Genomic DNA, 16,963 nt, shown 5'->3' on the forward strand with positions numbered 1-16,963 from the left:
CCCCTATCGGCTCATGCCACGATCGCGGTCACGCCCGATCGCGACCGACTGCGCCAGCTCCTTCGCGATCGACCGGCCGCGCTCCATTTTCAGTTCCAGCTCGGGCGCGCGGGCGCGCAACGCGGATTCGAGCTGCGGGTCGCGTTGTAGCCCGCCCGCGATGCTCTCCATGCGCTTGCCGAGCCGGTCCGCACCCGCACGGTCGCCGGCACGCTCCATGCTGGCGCGTGCTTCCCTCATACCCTGCCATTGCTCCACGAACCGGCCCGCGCGTTTTTCCGGGTCGGTGCGGACCTGGCGCTCGGTTTCCATCGCCTTCGCCGCGCCGCCCGTGTTGCCCTCGGCCGCGTCGCGCGCGAGCTTGGGGTCGCGCCCGATCGCGCTGGCGAGGTCACGCGCGGCATGGGGCCGAACCTGGTCGAGCGCGACGCCTGCCTTCGCCAGCGCCTGTTCCTGGTGCGCCAGCACTGGCAACCCCTTGTCCTGCATCCGGCCTATATCGGCTGCGGCGCGCCCATAGCGTTCGATCGCGCGGGCCTGTGAGGGTGCCAGCGGCCGATCGGCCGCGACGCGCTCCGGCGACGTCGTCTTCTCGGTCGCCGGCTTCGGCCGGAACCCGTCGAACATGCCCCGCGCCTTGTCGCGAACCTTCGCCACCATTTCACGCGCGCGTTCCGGGAACCGGATCTCGCGCCGATCGGCGAACGCGCGTGCCTGATCCTGCTCCGGACGCGCATAATCGCCGGCCATGTCCTTGCCCCGATCGCGCGACAGGGCACGAACAAGCTGGCGCTGGTCGGCGAAGTCGTCGCGGCCATAGTGGAGCTGCACGTCGTCGCGGTGCCGCGACAGGCCGACATAGGCGCTGTGCCGGTCCATACCGGGGGTAGCGAGGACGTGCGCCCGATCGACCGTCACGCCCTGTGATTTGTGGAACGTGGCGGCATAGCCGTGATCGACATGGGCATAATCCTTGGTGTCGAACGCGACCTCGCGCCCGTCATCAAGGCGCACCGCCATGCCCTCGGACGATACCCGCTCGATCGTCGCCAGCGTGCCGTTCTTCACCCCCATGCCCCGCTCGTTGCGCAGGAACATGATGCGGTCGCCGGTCGCGAACTGCCGCTCGCCGCGCTCGGCCTTCACCGTCACGTCGTCGCCAAGGTCGCCGCTCGCGCGCAACCGGTCGCGCGCCTCGCCATTGAGGCTCTGCACCTCGGCGTTGGTGTGGGTGAGGATGATGCGGCTCTTGCCCGGCTCGGCCTGGCGCGCCCGGTCCCAACCGTCGACCAGCTCGCCCCGGGCCTGCTCACGGGTGTCGGCTGCGTGAACCATGCCTTTGCCGTCATAGGCATGGATCGCCTCGCCGCTGCGCCCGGTCGCCAAGGCGCGCGTAGCGTCGCGCTGCCAGTCCTCGCGCTGCCGGCGTATCTCGGTAATCTCGGCCGCGCCGTGGCGCTCGGTGACGCTGCGGAACGCCGCGCCCGCCTCGATCGCCTGCAACTGCTCGGGGTCGCCCACCATGACGACCTTCGCGCCGGCGTCACGCGCCTGGCTCAACACCCGCTCCATCTGGCGCGAGCCGATCATGCCGGCCTCGTCCACGACCAGCACGTCCTTGGGGCCTAGCTGCTCGCGCCCCTGCCCCCATGCGTGTTCAAGGCTGGCGATGGTGCGGGACTGGATGCCGGACCCGCCCTCAAGATTCTCGGCCGCGATGCCCGATAAGGCCGCGCCGCGAACCGTGTAGCCCTGCTGCTCCCATGCCTCGCGCGCGACGCCAAGCATCGCGGATTTGCCGCTACCGGCATAGCCGACGACGGACGCCAGCGCCGCGTCGCCGATCACATGGTCGAAGGCGTCGCGCTGCTCGCCTGACAGGACAAGGCCCCTGCTCTCGGCCGCGCCGATAGCGGCGTCACGCTGCCGATCGCCGACACTGTGTTCGCCCCGGCCGGCCAGCTCGTCGCCGGCCCGCTCAAGCCGGTTCTCCACTGCCATCATGTCGCGCGACGTGAACCGCTCCTGGTCCCGCCCGTCCTTCCCCAATGCGATCAGCTCGGGCGAGCCACGCACCGCCCCCATCACCTGGTCGAACTGATCCTTGCCGTCGCTGTGCCGAAACGCGAACGTTGCAAGATCGCGGGTGGTGAACGTGGCCTGCTGCCGCGTGATGGCGTCCAGCGCGACATTGGGATCCGCAATGATCTTCTCGCCGTTCTCACGGGCGATGCGCGTGTGATCCTCGATCCGCTCTGCCTCAAGCCCCTGCTCCGGCCTGCGCGATGCTGCGGGTCCGATCTTGTGCTGCGGCTCCAGCCCGATCCCCTGCGCCTCATAGCTGCGATGGTCGATCCGGCCCTCAAGTCCAAGCTCAGCCATGCGCTCGTTGACGTGCGCGGCCCACGCCTCGCGCCAGTCCCTCAACAGCTCGCTGCTGTTCCAGCCGCGGTTCTTCTTCCCGAACCCCTCCGGCCCCACGTCGCGCATCGTTATCATGACATGTGCGTGCGGCTTCGGGGTGCCGTCCTTCGCCTTGTCCCAATGCACGTTGAGGTCCGCGACCATGCCGCGATCGACAAACTGCTTCTTCACGAAGTCCTGCGCCAGCGCGACGCCCTGCTTTTCGTTCATCTCGCGCGGAATCGAAAACTCCACCTCGCGCGCCAACTGCGCGTCCTTGCGCTTCTCGCCTGCCTCCACCTCGTTCCACAAGGTCGAGCGATCGTTTAAACGCTCCGGTGCGCCCTCCGGCAACATCACCTCGGAGTGGATCACGCCAGCCTTGTTGCTGAAATCGTGATCGCGGCTCAGCCGATCGTCGTGCAGCTCGGACGCGGAGCGATAGGCGGCGCTCGCGACGGCGCTCGATCCGTTCGCACGGCTCACAACCTTGGCGGAGAAATGGTAGATCGCCATGATGCTACGCTTATTGCACTTCTAAGCGCACGTCGGCAACGACGTATAAGCGCGCACTCACAATCCGCTTCGCTCCTCGTGATTGACTTGATGCCGCTTCTGACTTGCACTCCTCGCTCCGTCTGGCAAACTGCCTCGGTGAGGAGAATATAATGAGCCGTGCTTACGAAGACGCGATGGAGCGGCGCAGCGATAAATATGTCGCCCAGTCGCTAGGTATCAGCGTCGAGACGCTGGATGATTATCCCTTCCAGCTTGACGAGAACGCCAGTGACGATGGCATGGTCTATGGCTGGCGTGTTCTTTGGGATGAGGAAGCCCCGCCCGGTGTCGATGTTAACGGCGCGGCCGGCTCGCTATGGTCGGACATTCCCGCCGCGCCCGATCAACCTGACGAGGATGATTCCTGATGCGGAAGGTTCGCGATTACGATGCCGAGCTGAAGGCACTGGGGGACAAGGCACGGTCGCTCAAAGCCAAACGGGTCGAACAACTCGGCCAGCTCGTCGCTGCAACCGGAGCCGATGCGCTCGATGCGGAAACCCTCGCCGGTGTGCTGCTCGATGCGATCGGATCGAAAGATGCTGCGGCAAAGGAGGCGTGGCGATCGAAGGGCGCTGCCTTCTTTCAGCGGCGCGGCCGTAAAGGTGGCGGCGCTGCTGCAATCGACGGATCGGGCGCTGCGGCTGAACCGGGCGGCAACGCTGCGGGCGGAAGCGGCGGAACGGCGTAACGATACGCGGGGCTGGGTCATGCAACGCCGCGAACGAACGCGCCACCTCATAGAGCTGGGCGGCCTCGTGCAGAAAGCCGGCCTGGTCGAGCTGACCGACGATGATCGCGCCACGCTCTACGGTGCGCTGCTCGATCTCGCCGGACGCGCGCGGGGCGATGATGCGAGCGACGAGCTGGTGGTGTGGAAGCGGCGCGGCAAACGTGCGTTCGAGGCGGACGCGGAAACGACGGAGGCGAGGTGATGGCAGGCGGCGATAACTCGGAATGGCTGATGCACGGGTCGGCATCCGCAACCGTCATCTACAATGATCCGGTCTGGTCCGAACAGGAATATGCGATGCAGCGCGGGGAGCGACTGCGCGGCGATTACGACCCGCCTGTTCCCGCCCACTATGTTGATCTGGTGCGCGCCCGTTGGGATCGCGCGACTGCACTACACCTTCGCATGGCGACGGAAGGTCGAGACGCCCTACCCGACGACGCGCCTGACGCCTGGGTCGCAGTCGATGGCGATATGCTCATCGCCAGCCGCTACGCCCGTGATCGCGGCATCCACTGGGTGCCCGCCGAACTGCTGGCGGAATATCAGGCGCACATCGCCCTGCCCCTGCCCCGCTCGGCCGATCTGGAAAGGCTCTGATGGTGGATTTCGATATCAGGACGATCCGCCGCCAAGTCCGCGCGATGGAGTTCGTACGCGGCACCCCGGCGGAAGTCGCCATGTGGCACGAGGACATGGCGGACTCGCGTGCCAACCTTGTGATCGAAGACATGATCCCGACGCCGAACGAAGATGCGTTTTTCGCGATGATGCTGGAAGAGGCGGTGCCTCCCGAACTGGCCACGCAAATCCTCCTTCGGCTGCTCGATCATTCCAATGCCGATCACTCGTTGCCAATCACGCCCATGACCGTGGCGGGTCTGGAAAGCCGGTAGCATGGGCCTCGCGCGCGCCACCCGTAACCTCGCTCGCACCGCTCGCGCCAACCCCATGTGGGCGCTGCTCGGCGTCCTGCTCGCTCCCTTCCGCTTCGCCCGTCACATCATCGGCGTGATCCTGTTCACGATGGTGCTGTTCGCCGCGCTGTTCCTGCTGCTGATGCTAGCGATCTGGTATTTCAAGCTTGATAAGAACGGCGGGCTCGCCCAGCTCGGCTTCCTCGGCATCAACCTCGGCGTGCTTCTGGTCATGGTCTGGATGTTCGTCCTGCCCCTGCTCCGCCGGTTCGATTATGAAGATCGGGCCGATACGCACGGCTCGGCCCGCTTCGCCAGCGCTGGGGAAGCACAAGCCCTCAATGACGATCACGGCTTGCTGATCGGCCGCGACGTGAAGACCGGCAAGCCGATGCGCTACGCCGGTCCCGCCCATCTGCTGACGATCGCACCCACCCGCACCGGCAAGGGTGTCGGCACGATCATCCCCAACCTGCTGGAATATCCGTTCGCGGTCGTCTGCATCGACCCCAAAGGCGAGAACGCCCGCATCGCCGCGCGCCAGCGCGGCAAGTTCGGCGCGGTCCATGTCCTCGATCCATTCGGCGTCACCGGCCTCGCCTCGGCCGCGTTCAACCCGCTTGATCGGATCGACCCGCACGGCCTCGATCTCGCCGACGACTGCATGACGCTGGCAGATGCACTGGTCCACGATGCGCCCGGCGAAGCGGGCGAGGCGCACTGGAACGAGGAAGCCAAGGCGCTGATCGCCGGCATCCTGCTCCACATCGTCACCACCGAACCGCCCGCGACGCGCACCCTGGATACGCTGCGCGACCGGCTGACCCTTGCCCCGGCCGCATTGGCGGCGCAGCTCGCGGCGATGCAGGCGCAAGGTGGCCTGGTCGCGCGCGCCGCCAATCGGGGTCGGTACACAGAACGGACCCAGATATACGCTAAGGTTTTGCCGTGCCTTCGACGGCGCGCATCTGGCGAAGCGGTCTGAGCGCGGTGGATGGCGCATCGGGATCGGTCCAGAGGTAATCGCCGGTGAGATTGATATGCTGCCAACCGAGCGGTGATAGGTGTTGCAGCAGGTCCGGCGGGACCGGCCGGCCGAGGTTGGCGAGATGCATCCGGGCGGCTTGCAGGTAGGTCGTGTTCCACAGGACGATGGCACCGGCGACGAGGTTCAGCGCGCTCGCCCGATGGCTTTGGGCTTGCAGCGCATGATCGCGGATACGGCCGATGCGATGGAAGAAGATGGCGCGTTTCAGGGCATTTTCCGCTTCTCCCTTGTTGAGTTCGCGGGTGGCGCGGCGACGCTGTTCGGGCTGCTCGATCCAGTCGAGCGTGAACAGGGTACGCTCGACGCGACCGATCTCGCGCAACGCCAGTGCCAGGCCGTTGGCGCGTGGATAGGAGCCGAGCCGTTCCAGCATGATCGAGGCGCTGACGACGCCTGTGCGGATCGAGGTTCCCAGTCGCAGCACGTCGTCCCAGTGTGCCTCGATCAGACCTTCGTCGATGCGGCCCGCGACCAGCGGCGCAATATCGGGGCCGGGTTCGATGCCGTTAAACAGGTGCAAACGGCGTGCGGCGATATTCGGGATACGCGGCGCGAACCGGAACCCAAGCAGATGACATAGCGCGAACACATGGTCGGAGACGCCCCCGCCATCGACGTGATGCTCTTCGATGTGCAGATCGGCGCCGTGGTGGAGCAGCCCGTCGAGCACCTGTGCCGCCTCGCTCGCCGAAGCGGAGATAACTGTGGAATGGAACGGCGCGTAGCGATCCGAGACGTGGCTGTAAAAGGAGACAGCCGGCTCTGTCCCCTTGTGCGGATTGACTGCGCCGGTTGCCTGGGCGCGGCGGTCGAGCGGAAAGTTCTGACCGTCTGAGCTGGACGAGGTGCCGGACCCGAACAGCGCGGCCAGCGGCGCGGTGTGTTGGGCGTCGACAAGCCGGGCGAGCGCGCGACCGTAGGTTTCCTCGCGCAGATGCCATGAGGCGAGCCAACCGAGTTGGCGCTGGGTCACGAGATTGCAGGCTTCCGCCATGCGCGTATGGCCCAGATTGGTGGCATCGGCGAGCACCGCCGTGAGGATCGCACGTGGTTCATCCGCGGCACGGCCACTTTGCAGATGCGTGAAGCACTGGCTGAACCCGGTCCATCGATCGACTTCGGCAAGAAGGTCGGTGATGCGGATCGCGGGCAGATGCGCATAGAGCGGCGCAAGGGCGGTATCGGATTCCTCGGGAGTAATCGCCTTCAAGGGCGAAATCCGCAGCCTGCCCAAGCTGAGCTGCACGTCTTCCAGCGCGTCCGTCTCCGCCTTTCGCTCGACCTCGGCCAATCGACGGGCGAGGCGGGCGCGTCGTTCGGCCAGCCAGATATCGGCCGTATCCGGTGCCGGTATCGGCAAGGGGCCGGCCGCGCGCATGTTGGCGAATACGGGGGCAGGAATGAGTTGCTGCTCGACAGCACGATAGCGTCGGCTTCCCTCGACCCACATGTCGCCGGCGCGAAGCCGGTCGCGAAGCTCGACCAGCACGCACAATTCATAGATCCTGCGATCGGGAATGCCGGTGCCGATCGCCCGACGCCAAGCTTGCCGGATGAAGCCGACTGGCGTGCCTGCAGGCAATTTGCGCAGATGACCAAAATGAAGGTCGCGCATGATCGCGACCGCTCGCGCGAGCGCATGGCAGGCTGGCACCGCCCCGAATGTGAACGAGGCGATGAACGAGGGACCGACCTGTCGGAGGACGGGGTAATTGGTCGCGGCGACCGCGACGGGATCGACCGAATCGGGGCGGATCAGCTTGCGGGCTTCATCGACCTCGCGGCCGAGATCATTCCATCCGATCGCTGCCTCGACCGCAGCGCCGATATCGCCACCTGATATCTTGGCGGCGAGCAAGGCAGCGCCGAGTTGGGCAAGCAGCCGGATTTTGCCGTTGATGGTGCGCCGGTTGCGCTTGAGTGTCGTGTCCGCGCTGTTCTGTTCGCGCCGGAACATCTGCCCAAGCAGGCGATCGAACATCAGCACCGCATCGTCGGTGAGGGTAACGATGGTTTCGAGGATGGTCGCCACCAATGTGGCGCGACGCCGCGTCGCTTGCAGCGTCCGAACATGTTGCGCGGTCAGCCGCACGCCTTCCTGGCACAGGCGTCGGAGGCGCTCGGGATGGACGCCTACGGCGATATCCGGATCGATCCCGATGGCCCGAAGCAGTGTCAGTCGCTCGATGATGGCGGCGAATGTCTTTCGGCCGGGCTTGCCGGGTGACTGCCGCACCCAGGCCAGATCGCTCAAGTTCGTGCCTGTGTGGGGCAGGAGAAGCGCATCGAGCAGCCGGCGCTGTCGAGCATCGAGTCCTCGGGTCAGATGCTCGGCGACATGGCGTTCGGCATCGAGCAACGCCTGTGCGACCATCCGCTCGACCGAACTGATGCCCGGCACAATGATGCGCCGTCGCCGGCACTCATCCAGCATCACGCGCGCCAGCCTAGCCCCGCTGGTCGTCGTCAGCGCGATCGGCAGGAGCCATTCCTGCAACGTCGTTCGCAGCGGCCGACTGAGCGGCATGAAGCCGAATGCATCGCGCAGTGCATCGAGCTGTTCGTACCGGGTCGGGCCGCGCGTCGCGTAGTCGGCCAGCACCTCGGGTCCGACCTGCAATTGCTCTGCGACGAACGCGAGCGGCGTATCAGGGATCAGTTCACCGGGTCGCAGGAAACGGCCAGGATAGCGCAGCGCGCAAAGCTGGATCGCGAAACCCAGCCGGTTATGCGGTCGCCTCCGGCGGACGATGATGGCCAAGTCGTCCCGGCTCAATGTCCAGTGCTGGACGAGCAGGGTTTCGTCGTCGGGAAGCGCGAGCAACGCCGCGCGTTGCTCGTCCGACAGGACGGCGCGACGCGGCATCGGCTTAGACCTTGGCCGGTGCGGTCCAGCCGATCCGGGCAAGCGTGCCGAGAAGGGTCGAACGCGGCACCTTGAAGGTCCGGCAGACGGACGCCTTGCTGGCCCCGCCATCCAGCGCGGCGGTGATCCGCTCGAGCGTTTCGGCGTCGATCATCGGCGGGCGGCCACCTTGGCGTCCCCGGCGTTTGGCAGCAGCCAGTCCCGCCATCACCCGTTCGCGCGTGAGCGCACGCTCATATTGTGCCAATGCACCGAACAGCGAGAACAGCAATTCGCCGTGCGGCGTGGTCGTATCCATCTGCTCGGTCAGCGACCGGAACGCGATGCCGCGCGCCTTCAGATCGGTGACGATCGTCAGCAGGTGCGGCAGCGAGCGTCCGAGCCGGTCGAGCTTCCACACGATCAGTGTGTCGCCCGCGTTCAGATAGTCGAGGCAGGCTTTCAGGCCTGGTCGGTCGTCGCGCGCGCCGGATGCCTTGTCGGTATGGAGATGCCGATGATCGACCCCGGTTGCGACGAGCGCGTCCCGCTGGAGATCGACCGTTTGGCGGTCATCGGTCGTTGACACCCGCATATATCCGACCAGCATGTACGACAAACCCTCGAAAGCATGTTTTCGAACACCCTATCAAAGCGACAGGGTTTGTCGATCGTTATGGGCTGAGGCGGGTATGGTTCGGCAAAAGCGCAGGTCCGGAGCGTCGCCTATCACCTGTTTGCCGTCACGCGTCTGCTGTCCGTATGGACGCAAGTAGAAGGCACGCTGATGCCGCAAGAAGCACCAGGTCCTTCAACAGGAACTGTCCGGTTCCGGCCGAAATCGCCGGGAACCCGCCAGCGGTCGGCTCGGCGACGCCAGGCGTGCTCAGGAAAAACGTCAGTGTCACGGCATAAGTCAGGCATGACATCGCCGCGCCGAGAGCGGAGGCCGTCTTGTTGAAAGCACCGATAATCAGCGCAGCGGCCGTCGCGAGCTCGACGGTGCCTATAAAATAGCTTCCACCCTGCACCCCAAAAACGGCCGGAATCCAGCTCATGATCGGACTGTTCTTCATCAATGGCGCGATGCCCATCGCTTCATAGCTCGTGAATTTCATGCAACCGAACCAGAGAAAGATGACCACCAGCGCCCAGCGCAGCAACGCGAGAGACCCGCGAGAGCCGGTCGTCTTTTCAGCTATGTGTAATGTCGAAAACATGGTGCCTCGCTTTCATCATGGCGCATGACCTGCCTTCATGCTTAGACAGGCGTGATATATGCGCTGCGCATACACTATGCGCCGTCAATGAATGAGGCAACCCTTTGAACGTACTCTCGGACCGGCTCGTCAATCTGTTCGGCGCCCTCGCAGTGGGCATCACCGATCGAATTAAGAAGGCGGCATTCGACCCGACGATACCCGGCGGTGGCGAAACCACCGCGGCGATCGTCGTCATCGGTCACGCGACCGGTCTTTCGATCGACGAATTAGGACGGGTGCTAGGCTTGTCCCACGCGGGGACGGTGCGGCTTGTCGATCGATTGGTTGCAGCCGGGTTCGCCGTTCGATCCAAAGCGCTACGGGACCGTCGTGCAGTAGCGCTGATGCTCACTGAGGCAGGCGAGACTCGCCTATCTGCGATCCTGCAACGAAGAAACGAGACTTTATCCGAAATCCTTAGCCATGTCTCGAATGCTGACCGCCTCGTGCTGGAACGTATTGCCGAGACAATACTTGCGCAGATGTCTGACGACGCTGTCTCGGCGCTGACGATATGCCGGCTCTGCGACGAGAGGCGATGCTACAACTGTCCGATGGATGCCTTTGGAATGCTGGAGTCGTCGACGCATAGAGTCGACCCATAAGTGCGCGCAGAGACGCTTAGCGTATATCTGTGCCCGTTCTATGTCCTGACCCCAACTCGCACTGCTCGACCTGGAAGCACCGCACCTCCTCAGCCGTTGCCGTGTCCGGCGAGCGCCCGAGGAACGTCGCGAACCGCCCGACATCGCGGATGTAGTTACGCTGCGTCTCGCGGCCGAACCGGCGTATATCCATCTCGTCGATGAGACGCTGGCGTAGTGGGCTGACAGCAACAACGGGTACGAGGATGTTCATGGCAGGGCTCCTTCTGGTGGAGCCGCGATGTTCATCCTGCATCCCGCAGCGCTCAACCGCCGCGCTACGCTCGTTCCTTCACCTCATCCGTGCCGCACGCGCCCTCCCGCGCAGCGGGTTCGTGCTTCCACCCATATTGCCGAAATGCCGCCCTTCTGCTCCGCACCCATTTCGCCAAGAAATTTCTGTCCCAGTGGCGAAGGATCGAGACCGACCGGCAGCTATGAATCGATAGTATCCATCCCGGTGGGCATCGCCCGCCGCATGAACCCCCCGAACATTGGCACGGTAAACGCTGTCTCGCCGTAGCCCGGCGTGTAAATCATGCCCTTTGCAATCAGGGACGCACGCACGGGGCCAAAGCTCGACGACTTCCGACCTATATGCTCGGCGATGGCGGTCGATCCAAAGGGCCCCTCCCCCAGATCCGCCATGCCCCGCAGATAGCGCTTTTCGGACGGTGTCAGGCGATCGAACCGCACACGAAAGAAACTGTCATCGAGTGCGGCGATGGCCGTGGGGTGAGCCAGATCGACGTCCGCCACAGTAATAGGGCAAGCGACGGCGGCATCCCAGCATTGCTTGCCCCATTCTTGGAGAAAATAGGGATAGCCCTCGGTGACAGCGATGATTTGCGCGACCGCGGCAGGCTCAATCGCACATTCCTCCGCCTCGATCGGATGGATTATGGCCGAACTGGCCGCTTCGGTGCCGAGCGGACCGATGCTGGTGAACAAAAATAGTCGTTCGGCATAGGACTTGGCTTTGCCCATCTGCCCGGCCAGTTGCGGCAGGCCAGCGGCTACCAGTGTGATGGGACGGTCGTTCTGGCGGGCGCGATGAAGCGCGGTGATGAGCGCCGCCAGTTCGCGTTCGGGCACATATTGCAGCTCGTCGATGAAGAGCACGAGGGCGGTGTCTCGCTCAGCGGCGGCGGCTCCCGCCAGGTCGATCAAGTCGATCAGATCGGCGTCGAGATCGCCATTGTCCGCGATCCCAATCTCCCCCAGATCGAGCGACGCCTCCAGCTCACCGTAACTCAGCTTGAACGCCTTGACGAACCGCGCCAGAGCACCCAACCCGCGTTTTGCCAGCGTCATTGCCGCCTGCCCCCGATCAAGCTTGAGCATGGCGGTGCGGAGCGCCGGAACCAGCATGGCGGGCAACGACTGGCCTTCGGGCGCTTCGATCGGCACGCTCAGGATGCCCTCGCCTTCTGCGGCCCTGCGCATGGCGTTGAGCAGCACCGTCTTGCCCACCCCGCGCAATCCCAGCAGGATCATGCTTTGGGCATGACGACCGTTACGAATCCGGTCGAGTGCGACGGCGACCGTTTCTAGGATGTCGTCCCGGCCGGCGAGCTCGGGTGGGCGGCTGCCAGCACCTGGTGCGAAAGGGTTGCGGCGTGGATCCATTCTAGGCTCCTTACATGGTTCTAGCTGATTTGAGTAGAACTATGTAAGTCCATTATAAACCGCCGTGTGAACTGGGAGCGCGTGATCCGCTTATTGGGGCTATCCGAGTGGGGCACGATCAACCGATTTTGGCCATCAGCCGTCCAGCAGCACCCTGCTCTGCGGCCAGATTGCGATTGTAGGCAAGCGGCATCCGCGGCGACTTCCACCGCAGCGCATCCATGATCCCTGCCAAATCCTCGCCGCTGGCGAACAGGTCCTGGTTGAGCCCGACCCGCGTCGAGTGCGCGCTGACCCCCTTGAGCAGCCGCACCAGATCGTCTGCTGTCAGATCCGCCAGGGCACCACGGTCGAACGCCCGCTGTATCATCGCGCGATAGATCGGACCGACCGACGCGGGATGCAGCGCCCCCTCCCCTACGTCGTACTCGATCCGCGCCGGCACTGCTGCCTTCGATAGCGTCTTTCGTAGGTCCCATGTCTCGCGCCCGGAGATGCTATCGATCGGCCGCCCCCGCACCGCCGCCTTCGCCTTGTAGCGCCGCACATTCACCCGCCGGAACACCGGACCATGCTCGATGCCAGCTGCCTCAAGCCAAGCCGCCAACGCGCCAACCGTGCGGGGACTGAGATAAGCAGTGGCCCCCTCCCCCTCCTGATCACCTTTGCTACGCGGAATGCTAAGCAGCCGCGCTTCAGGATCGATCGCTTCGACGATGTGCTCAACCGCGATCGCGACCAGTTCGGAGGCGCGTAAGCCGGTGTCGTATCCCGCCGACAGCAGTGCGCGATCGCGCAGGCCCGGCAGATCCTCCGCGCAGCTTTCGAGCAGCGCCCGAACATTGAGCCCGCGGGGTGCGTCGTGCTCGACGTTGCGCACCGGCCCCTTGAACCGCAGCGGTCGCGCTTGCTTCTGTGCGGTGCCGAGACTTCGGCGGATCGCCTGCAGCCGCAGCTTTACCAGCGAAGCCGACGTCGGGTCTTTGAGATCGAGCAGCTGATGGATCTTGGCGATCGACGCCTTGTAGCGGCCAAGCGAGGCCGGCTTGCTCCCCTGCCCCGCACGGCCATCGAGATAGTCCGCGACGGTCTCGGGGGTGGCTGGCAGCGCGATGCGGGCCATGCGTCGGCACCAGAGGTCGAATGCTTCCAGGTCGGACTTGAGCGCCCGGATGCTGTGCGGCGAAGACGCGGCCTGGTACGCGGCGAGCAACGCCTCATTGACGACAATACGCTGCCCAGCGCGCATCTTGACGACCGCCCAGGAGAGATCGTCAACCGACGCTGCTGGCAGCGCCTGCTTTTCCCCTGGTGTCAGAGCGCTTTCATCGATCTTTCCGGCGTGCTCCATCGCGAGCAGTTCTACAGCACCTTATAAGGAGGCGTCAAATATGGATATGTGATAACTGCAATTATCATAGGTCCATCTTGTACCAGCACCGGCAAGGTAGACGTGAGGTAACCTTTCGGGATACTCTTTATCCATGTCGAGCGCTTATCGCGATCTTTCTGAGCCTGAGTGGACCCCGAAGCTTGCCACCGTTCTTGAGCGAGCGGCAGCGGCGATTGCGCGCCTTGATGCCCGTATTTCCGTCAGTCCCGTCGCAACGCCGTGGCAGCAACGTGCGGTGTGGACAGGCTATACCACGGCACTTCAAGCGCAAGGCGCCGAAATCGACGAAATCGATATTTTTGGGCGGGAATGTGCCGTCACATTGCCCGGACGGCCTAGGATGCCGAGCCATCTTGATGATCACCACGCGCTGCGCAATTGGCAGACGCGCCTGGCCTCCCGGAAACCTCACCACTGGCGGGACGAACTCCCCATCTCGACCGAGGTCGCTGCGGACTGGGCTGAGCGTCCAGCCTTGTTGCGGGCGCTCGAGATCGTCGCCCGGCATGCACGGGCCGACAGTACGATCACGCCATGGCTAACGGTACCTTGGCTCCTGAAATCGATGAACATCACGCACGCCACCCTCCCATGCCTCACGATCGGCGACAAAGCCTTGCGGCGCGCTCCGCGCGACGCGCAGACGATCATCGTTCGCAATCTTCGAGCATTCGCAGATCGTGCGGAGGAAGGCCTCGTTCGACTGCAGGCGCTTGAGGACAACAGATTGCGGGCGGCCGACGCCATCCGTGATGCTCACCGTCCGGGGAAGCTAGCGACGCTTCTGAGCCTCATGCAGTTCGTGCCGGTGGCGAGTCCGCGCTTGGTCGCATTGACGTTGGACCTGACGATTTCTGGTGCCGGAAAACTGCTGGCCCGAGCCGCAGACCTTGATCTGGTTGTAGAGGTGAGCGGTCGACAGGCATGGCGCACCTATGTCGCGCGGGATCTCGCTTTGTCGTTTGGCTTCGTGCAGCGGTCGGTGGGACGCCCGCTTGCTCCACCAAAATATTCCGCCAATCTCGAACCGGTGCTCCAGGTGTTCGATCGCGAGATGGCCGACCTCGACGCAAAGCTGGCGAGCCTTGGACGCGCGGGTCCCGTTCACTTTCCCGGGGCGTAATTTCCTATGATCTGCCAGCCAGTGCTCACGCCCAGTGTGCGTCTAGCACCTCTCGAATCGCCTTCTCGGCATCCTCGCGTGAAGCACCGCCTTTGGTGAGCAGCGTCAATCGGACTCCCTTGCGATCTGCTCCTTCGATGCGCAGCACCGCTTTACCGGCCGCGCTCGAGACGGTCTGCGCCATTCCTGACTTCTTGGGGGATCCTGACCTTCTGGGGGGGTCACCAGCGGCGGTGAGCGCTCGAATGACATCAAGGATCGGCATCGCCTTGCCCGCATCGGCTTGTGCCTTTCCAAGCGAAGCGGCTTCTTTGAAAACCCTCGCTCGCTTGTCCTCCGGCTTGAGGAGCGGTTTGAGAGCGATCACGTTGCGAATGCTAAGGTCCTGCGGTTCTGGGAACGCGGCCATAAGTTCGGCCGGCAGACGCGCCAGATCGAGATAGCGCGTCAGCCAGCTTTCGCTCACATTGATACGCTCAGCCATCGTCTTCTGACGACCGTCATAATAGGCACCGAGCGCCCGGAGGTAGTCTCGGGCGCGTTCCAGATCCGTGAGATCATCACGTGCCCTGTTCTCGATATCTGCGAGTCTGAAAGCCTCCTCGTCACCGATTTCCCGGATATCGACCAGGAACTTGAAGTCGGGGTAGTTGTGTGTGCGCAGCCAACTGATCGTCCAATGGCGTCGGGCCCCACAGATCACCTCAAAATCGATGTTCGGATCGCCAGCCACCCGGCGTACGATCGCCGGTATTTCCTGCCGCCCCTGCGCCTTGATGCTTTCGATCAGATCGCCACAACGCTCTTCATTTAGCAGCGCATACTCGCGATTGTGGCCCGTCCACATCCTGCATCGCGCAGGATCGACCAGCTCGTGCGTGCGAGTAACGACGGCGCCAGATGCAAGTTCGGCAATCCGATTGCTTCGACCTGTCAGCACGTTTGCAGCAATACCGCTCCGCCGCGGCGCGGCCTCGGTCGTAAGGTCGATCCCAGCGGCCAAATCAGCCGCGAAGCCACTGTTTTTTCCGCTCATGCGGCCCTCCTCTTACCCAGAATTGCACGCGTGCAATTTCGCGGGTTCACGCCAATGCCTCTTGGCGCAACCGTGCCCGATGACTCGGCCACATCGACCGGACGTCGACCTCGATTTCTTGGTTCACCCCGTCGAGATAAGCCAGGCAACGATTGCGGACCTGCGAACTCGTGGCAGGCCCATCGAGTTCATAGACCGTCATCAATCGAGCCGTGGCGTTGTCGATCTCTGCTGAATCCTTCAGCGGCGTACGGATCATCGCATGACCGAACAACGTCCTCATCAGATTGAGCAATTCCTTCTGCATCGACTTGTTTTCGTCGACCTTCGAGGCGACGAACCGCAGGAATTGCAAGTCCGGCGCGAGGCCTCGCTCGGCCAATTGCTCGATTGTTTCATCAAGCATCGAGAGGAACGCGGCGGTTGACGAGAAGTCCATCACGGTCGGCGGAACCGGCACTATCAGCGCGTTAGCGGCGCGCAGGACGGAAAGTGAGATTGCCCCCAGCGCGGGTGGCGGATCCATGACGATGACATCAAATCGGTCCGAGATGCTGTTGATCCCCTGACGCAGGCGATCGAGCAAAGCGCCACTGCCCCGCGCCATGCGCGCCGCGAGTTCATACTCCGACTGAAAGAGCCGCAAGTTGGCCGGGATGAGTTCCAGGCCATCGAAATGGGTTTTGCGCAGAGCGTAATCGAGGGAGGTCCGCTCTTCCTCCCGCAGATAAGGATAGAGCGTATCGTCCTCGGTGAGATCAAGGTCTGGGACGTAGCCGAACAACGTGGTCGCAGATGCCTGGCTATCGCAGTCGATAAGCGCCACGCGGTAGCCGCGAATGGCGAGGTACTGGGCGAGGTGAACTGCCACCGTCGATTTGCCAACGCCGCCCTTGAAGTTCTGAACCGCAACGACACAGCACGGATCGTCGGCACTCCGGTAGGGGCGTGTCCCGAACACACCGCGCATGTCGTTGATTTGCGCAAGCGTGTAACGCTCACGCCGGTTGTTATCCCCTCGGACAGGTTCCGGAAGTCGGCCGTCCTTTTCCGCGTCCCGAATCGCTGCAGCGGTTCGGCCCACGAGTTCGGCCGCCTTGCTGATCGTAAACGTAGGCTCGCGCCGGTCGTCCGCTCTGGCGCTTCGGGCGGAATCGCGGAGCTTTTCCAAGACGGAGGACGTACGAGCGGCCAACGTCGCTACCGACACCAGATCCTGTGTGCCCTCTATATCCAGTGCCGTTGACATACACCCGCCTTTTGAAATTTGGGGTAAGGTGCACTCACTTGCGCTTTTTTGTCAAGAAACTCGATAATTTCGAAAGTGCGTAGGACGTTCAGACGTCCTACGCACGTTCCAATGGCCTAACCT

The 16,963-nt window shown here is 63.8% G+C and carries 17 protein-coding genes; 8 read left to right on the top strand and 9 right to left on the bottom strand.

Annotation, left to right across the window (positions count from 1 at the left end):
* Nucleotides 1-3 precede the first annotated feature (3 nt).
* The gene (gene traA, locus AX676_RS10830; RefSeq protein ID WP_066544355.1) at nt 4-2,919 is read right to left on the bottom strand and encodes a Ti-type conjugative transfer relaxase TraA; all 2,916 of its coding nucleotides are present in this window, start codon (nt 2,917-2,919) and stop codon (nt 4-6) included.
* Between the two features lie 152 nt (nt 2,920-3,071).
* Here traA and AX676_RS10835 point away from each other — a divergent pair, with 152 nt between their 5' ends.
* Genes AX676_RS10835 through AX676_RS10860 form a run of 6 tightly spaced genes read left to right on the top strand, consistent with a single transcriptional unit; the run spans nt 3,072 to nt 5,596 of the window.
* A complete protein-coding gene (locus AX676_RS10835; RefSeq protein WP_156441224.1) occupies nt 3,072-3,329 on the top strand; it encodes a hypothetical protein in 258 nt (85 codons plus the stop codon).
* A complete protein-coding gene (locus tag AX676_RS10840; protein ID WP_066544357.1) occupies nt 3,329-3,652 on the top strand; it encodes a conjugal transfer protein TraD in 324 nt (107 codons plus the stop codon). Before AX676_RS10835 ends, AX676_RS10840 begins: the two co-directional genes overlap by 1 nt.
* Before the next feature lie 19 nt (nt 3,653-3,671).
* Entirely contained in the window at nt 3,672-3,896 is a 225-nt protein-coding gene (locus AX676_RS10845) for a conjugal transfer protein TraD (RefSeq protein WP_066544360.1), read from the top strand.
* Entirely contained in the window at nt 3,896-4,294 is a 399-nt protein-coding gene (locus AX676_RS10850) for a hypothetical protein (RefSeq protein ID WP_066544363.1), read from the top strand. Before AX676_RS10845 ends, AX676_RS10850 begins: the two co-directional genes overlap by 1 nt.
* Nucleotides 4,294-4,590, top strand: coding sequence for a hypothetical protein (locus tag AX676_RS10855; RefSeq protein ID WP_066544365.1), 297 nt, complete (start codon nt 4,294-4,296; stop codon nt 4,588-4,590). Before AX676_RS10850 ends, AX676_RS10855 begins: the two co-directional genes overlap by 1 nt.
* Before the next feature lies 1 nt (nt 4,591).
* On the top strand, nt 4,592-5,596 hold the full coding sequence (locus AX676_RS10860; RefSeq protein ID WP_066544368.1) for a type IV secretory system conjugative DNA transfer family protein: 1,005 nt from the start codon (nt 4,592-4,594) through the stop codon (nt 5,594-5,596).
* On the opposite strand, the gene AX676_RS10865 is transcribed toward AX676_RS10860, so the two are convergent.
* From AX676_RS10865 to AX676_RS10875, 3 genes are all read right to left on the bottom strand, one after another.
* On the bottom strand, nt 5,547-8,525 hold the full coding sequence (locus AX676_RS10865; protein ID WP_012449407.1) for a Tn3-like element ISMpo10 family transposase: 2,979 nt from the start codon (nt 8,523-8,525) through the stop codon (nt 5,547-5,549). The two genes, AX676_RS10860 and AX676_RS10865, sit on opposite strands and share 50 nt — an antisense overlap.
* Nucleotides 8,526-8,529: 4 nt before the next feature.
* Nucleotides 8,530-9,114, bottom strand: a complete 585-nt coding sequence (locus tag AX676_RS10870; RefSeq protein ID WP_010339849.1) for a recombinase family protein — start codon at nt 9,112-9,114, stop codon at nt 8,530-8,532.
* Between the two features lie 133 nt (nt 9,115-9,247).
* Complete coding sequence (locus AX676_RS10875; RefSeq protein ID WP_010339850.1) at nt 9,248-9,724, bottom strand: YkgB family protein; 477 nt, start codon at nt 9,722-9,724, stop codon at nt 9,248-9,250.
* Nucleotides 9,725-9,828: 104 nt separating this feature from the next.
* On the opposite strand from AX676_RS10875, the gene AX676_RS10880 reads away from it, so the two are divergent.
* The gene (locus AX676_RS10880; protein ID WP_010339851.1) at nt 9,829-10,371 is read left to right on the top strand and encodes a MarR family winged helix-turn-helix transcriptional regulator; all 543 of its coding nucleotides are present in this window, start codon (nt 9,829-9,831) and stop codon (nt 10,369-10,371) included.
* 16 nt (nt 10,372-10,387) lie between these two features.
* On the opposite strand, the gene AX676_RS10885 is transcribed toward AX676_RS10880, so the two are convergent.
* From AX676_RS10885 to AX676_RS10895, 3 genes are all read right to left on the bottom strand, one after another.
* Nucleotides 10,388-10,624, bottom strand: coding sequence for a phage integrase N-terminal SAM-like domain-containing protein (locus AX676_RS10885; RefSeq protein ID WP_066478129.1), 237 nt, complete (start codon nt 10,622-10,624; stop codon nt 10,388-10,390).
* Nucleotides 10,625-10,845: 221 nt separating this feature from the next.
* Nucleotides 10,846-12,039 carry an ATP-binding protein gene (locus tag AX676_RS10890; RefSeq protein WP_082731403.1) on the bottom strand — a complete coding sequence of 398 codons (1,194 nt, stop codon included), beginning with the start codon at nt 12,037-12,039 and terminating at the stop codon, nt 10,846-10,848.
* A 118-nt stretch (nt 12,040-12,157) separates the two neighbouring features.
* Complete coding sequence (locus AX676_RS10895) at nt 12,158-13,288, bottom strand: tyrosine-type recombinase/integrase (protein WP_231726004.1); 1,131 nt, start codon at nt 13,286-13,288, stop codon at nt 12,158-12,160.
* 235 nt (nt 13,289-13,523) lie between these two features.
* Between AX676_RS10895 and AX676_RS10900 the strand changes: the two genes are divergently transcribed.
* The gene (locus AX676_RS10900) at nt 13,524-14,555 is read left to right on the top strand and encodes a hypothetical protein (RefSeq protein ID WP_082731215.1); all 1,032 of its coding nucleotides are present in this window, start codon (nt 13,524-13,526) and stop codon (nt 14,553-14,555) included.
* 25 nt (nt 14,556-14,580) lie between these two features.
* On the opposite strand, the gene AX676_RS10905 is transcribed toward AX676_RS10900, so the two are convergent.
* Nucleotides 14,581-15,591: a ParB/RepB/Spo0J family partition protein gene (locus AX676_RS10905; RefSeq protein WP_066478136.1), complete on the bottom strand. Its 1,011-nt coding sequence runs from the start codon at nt 15,589-15,591 to the stop codon at nt 14,581-14,583.
* Nucleotides 15,592-15,637: 46 nt separating this feature from the next.
* Complete coding sequence (locus AX676_RS10910; protein WP_066478139.1) at nt 15,638-16,840, bottom strand: AAA family ATPase; 1,203 nt, start codon at nt 16,838-16,840, stop codon at nt 15,638-15,640.
* Nucleotides 16,841-16,963: the final 123 nt, after the last annotated feature.

The organism is Sphingomonas sp. CCH21-G11 (genome assembly GCF_001555965.1).
In the GTDB taxonomy this organism is placed as follows: Bacteria; Pseudomonadota; Alphaproteobacteria; order Sphingomonadales; family Sphingomonadaceae; genus Sphingomonas.

Excerpts from the sequence above, each read along its gene's own strand:
- traA (WP_066544355.1), bottom strand. The coding sequence starts at position 2,919 with ATGGCGATCTACCATTTCTCCGCCAAGGTTGTGAGCCGTGCGAACGGA.
- AX676_RS10835 (WP_156441224.1), top strand. The coding sequence starts at position 3,072 with ATGAGCCGTGCTTACGAAGACGCGATGGAGCGGCGCAGCGATAAATAT.
- AX676_RS10840 (WP_066544357.1), top strand. The coding sequence starts at position 3,329 with ATGCGGAAGGTTCGCGATTACGATGCCGAGCTGAAGGCACTGGGGGAC.
- AX676_RS10845 (WP_066544360.1), top strand. The coding sequence starts at position 3,672 with ATGCAACGCCGCGAACGAACGCGCCACCTCATAGAGCTGGGCGGCCTC.
- AX676_RS10850 (WP_066544363.1), top strand. The coding sequence starts at position 3,896 with ATGGCAGGCGGCGATAACTCGGAATGGCTGATGCACGGGTCGGCATCC.
- AX676_RS10855 (WP_066544365.1), top strand. The coding sequence starts at position 4,294 with ATGGTGGATTTCGATATCAGGACGATCCGCCGCCAAGTCCGCGCGATG.
- AX676_RS10860 (WP_066544368.1), top strand. The coding sequence starts at position 4,592 with ATGGGCCTCGCGCGCGCCACCCGTAACCTCGCTCGCACCGCTCGCGCC.
- AX676_RS10865 (WP_012449407.1), bottom strand. The coding sequence starts at position 8,525 with ATGCCGCGTCGCGCCGTCCTGTCGGACGAGCAACGCGCGGCGTTGCTC.
- AX676_RS10870 (WP_010339849.1), bottom strand. The coding sequence starts at position 9,114 with ATGCTGGTCGGATATATGCGGGTGTCAACGACCGATGACCGCCAAACG.
- AX676_RS10875 (WP_010339850.1), bottom strand. The coding sequence starts at position 9,724 with ATGTTTTCGACATTACACATAGCTGAAAAGACGACCGGCTCTCGCGGG.
- AX676_RS10885 (WP_066478129.1), bottom strand. The coding sequence starts at position 10,624 with ATGAACATCCTCGTACCCGTTGTTGCTGTCAGCCCACTACGCCAGCGT.
- AX676_RS10890 (WP_082731403.1), bottom strand. The coding sequence starts at position 12,039 with ATGGATCCACGCCGCAACCCTTTCGCACCAGGTGCTGGCAGCCGCCCA.
- AX676_RS10895 (WP_231726004.1), bottom strand. The coding sequence starts at position 13,288 with ATGCGCGCTGGGCAGCGTATTGTCGTCAATGAGGCGTTGCTCGCCGCG.
- AX676_RS10900 (WP_082731215.1), top strand. The coding sequence starts at position 13,524 with ATGTCGAGCGCTTATCGCGATCTTTCTGAGCCTGAGTGGACCCCGAAG.
- AX676_RS10905 (WP_066478136.1), bottom strand. The coding sequence starts at position 15,591 with ATGAGCGGAAAAAACAGTGGCTTCGCGGCTGATTTGGCCGCTGGGATC.
- AX676_RS10910 (WP_066478139.1), bottom strand. The coding sequence starts at position 16,840 with ATGTCAACGGCACTGGATATAGAGGGCACACAGGATCTGGTGTCGGTA.